Source organism: Cloacibacillus sp. (genome assembly GCA_036655895.1).
GTDB lineage: Bacteria > Synergistota > Synergistia > Synergistales > Synergistaceae > JAVVPF01.
This window is the reverse complement of sequence record JAVVPF010000093.1, coordinates 1-2,695: the sequence shown is the minus strand read 5'-3', so window position 1 is coordinate 2,695 and position 2,695 is coordinate 1. Positions and strand designations below refer to the sequence as shown.

Here is a 2,695-nt window from a genome sequence, read left to right as displayed (position 1 = left end):
CTCCTTTTCCTTTTAGTAAATCTTCATCGGCGTATATTTACCGTAAACTTCTTTCAGCACGCCGCAGATTTCACCCAGCGTCGCGTAGGCGCTCACCGCTTCGATCATATACTCGCCCAAGTTCTCGTCGTTCCGGGCCGCCTTCTCCACGGCGGCAAGGGCGCGCTTCACTCTGTCGTTGTCGCGCTCCGCCTTCAGCTTGTTGATCTTCTCCGTCTGCTTGATCGCCACATCCTCGGGAACCGTAAACTGAGCGGGCTCTATGGGCTTGCCGTCTTTAAATTCGTTGACGCCCACGACGATGCGCTCTTTATTGTCCACGCTCTTCTGATACTTATAGGCGTTGTCCGCCAGCATCCTCTGCTGGAAGCCTTCCTCAATGCACTTCATGGCTCCGCCCTTTTTCTCTATCGTCTCAAGCAGGGCGAGGACTTCCTTCTCAATAGCGTTCGTGAGCGCCTCGACCGCATAGGAGCCGCCAAGCGGATCGACCGTCTCCGTCAGGCCGGACTCATAGCCCACGATCTGCTGCGTGCGCAGCGAGACCGTCACGGCTTCCTGCGTAGGCAGCGAGATCGCCTCGTCATAGGAGGAGGCGTGGAAGGTCTGGATTCCGCCAGCCGCCGCCGCCATCGTCTGAATGGCGACGCGGACGACGTTGTTGATGGGCTGCTCCGCCGTTAGCGCGGAGCCGCTTGTGAAGGCAAATATCTTCAGGCGCTGCGGCTCCTCCGCCGTCACGTGGTAGCGTTCTTTCATAATCCGCGCGTAGAGGCGGCGGGCCGCGCGGTATTTTGCAACCTCCTCAAGGAAGTCCAGCTGCGCGCCGAGGAAGAAGTAGCTGTTCGCCGTGGCCGCAACGATATCCACTCCTCGCTTCACAGCGGCGTCGTAGTACTCGATCATGTCCGCCAGCGTGAACGCCAGCTCCATGGCCGCCGTGGCCCCGGCGTCCCGGATGTGGTAGCCGGAGACCGCGATAGGCGTCCAATGGGGAAGATGCTTGCCGCAGTATTCCAGCACGTCGACGGAGAGCTTGACGCCGGCCGCGGGCGGGAAGATATAGGTGCCGCGGCACATGTACTCTTTGAGGATGTCGTTTTGCAGGAAGAAGCCGATCGTATTGGGGTCGATATTGTTTTTCTTCGCGAAAGCTACGTAAAAGGCGAGCATGATTATCGAGTTTGCGTTCGCCGTCGTGCGTATCTGGCGTACTTTTTCAAAGGGGATTCCCTTGAACAACGCCTCGATATCAGCCAAAGAATCGATAGCGACCCCCACTTTTCCGACCTCGCCCTCCGACATGGGGTCGTCGGAATCGTAACCCATCTGAGTAGGCAGGTCCAGCGCGACGGAAAAGCCCGTGCCGCCCTGTTCGATGATGTAACGGAAGCGCTTGTTGGCCTCCTCCGCGGACGCGAAGCCGGCGTACTGGCCCATCGTCCACAGTTTGCCGTCGCGGTACATCTCCTCGCGGATGCCGCGCGTAAACGGGAAGTGTCCAGGCTCGCCGAGCTGCGCCTTTATGTCTTCACACTTGATATCTTCCTCGGTGTAGGCCCTTTTTAGCTCGTATCCTGAAAGCGTGGTATGTTTTCGCTCTTCAGCCATTCTTATTACCCCTTTCGCCTTTTTTCTATAAACCAGCCTTATTAACGCGTAAAGCTTATTTTCATCTTTTTATCGTGGAATATCCGTTCGTCCATCAGCCGCAGTTCGTCCGATATCCGCGGCCGGAATTCCATCTTCGCAAGGACGTCCCGCTCAAGGTCCGCACCGGGCGCGATCTCCGTCAGCGTCACGCCCTCCTTTTCGAGCCGGAAGACGGCCCGCTCCGTTATATAAAGCACCCGCTGTCCCTTCTCCGCCGCGCAGCGCGAAGAAAAGGTCACCTGCTGCACTTTCTTCTTGAATTTGATTCCGGGGGCGTCTTTTTCAATTGCAAGACGACCGCCGCCGATCTGGCAGTCCATCGGTCCCGCCGTAAAGGTCCCCAGAAAGCAGACCTTTTCCGTGCTTTGGGTAATGTTGATGAAGCCGCCGGGCCCCGTGCAGCGCGAGCCAAATTTAGAGACGTTGACATTGCCCTCTTCGTCGACCTCGCCCATTCCGAGAAAGGCCGCGTCAAGCGCGCCGCCGTCGTAGATGTCAAAGTTGTCCGTTATTGAAAGAATCGCGTCTGGATTCACCGCGGCACCCAATCCCACGCCGCTCACCGGCACGCCGCCGTAGACCCCCGTCTCGATGGAAAACGTCACCTGATGGCTGATGCCTTCCTCGTTAGCGACGCTGGCGACGCTGTCCGGCATCCCGATGCCCAGGTTTACAAGGCTGCCGCCCTCTATCTCAAGCGCCGCGCGCCGGCCGCAGACCTTTCGCGGCGAGAGCGCCATCGGGCGGATCATTTCCAGCTGCTGCCGCACGTCGCCTATCAGCTCGGGGCGAAAAACCGAACCGTCGTAGCACTGCAGGTGGTTTCCCTGTTTGGCGACCACGATATAGTCGACGAGCGCGCCGGGAATCGCCACATGCCGGGGATCGACGGCGCCGCGTTTAAAGACTCCCTTCACCTGCACGATCACCACGCCGCCGCAGTTATGCACGGCCGCGGCCATCGCCGCCTGCTCGCTGTAGAGGGCCTCCTCCTCGAGCGAGATGTTTCCATACTCATCGGCATAACTGCCGCGGATGACGC

At 59.0% G+C, this 2,695-nt stretch carries 2 protein-coding genes; both read right to left on the bottom strand.

Annotated features, from left to right (window positions below):
* Positions 1 to 12: 12 nt before the first annotated feature.
* Positions 13 to 1,611 (bottom strand): methylmalonyl-CoA mutase family protein, encoded by a 1,599-nt coding sequence (locus RRY12_12900; GenBank protein MEG2185572.1) that lies wholly within the window; start codon positions 1,609 to 1,611, stop codon positions 13 to 15.
* A 41-nt stretch (positions 1,612 to 1,652) separates the two neighbouring features.
* A partial coding sequence (locus tag RRY12_12895) for a CoA-transferase (protein MEG2185571.1) occupies positions 1,653 to 2,695 on the bottom strand: 1,043 nt, incomplete at its 5' end.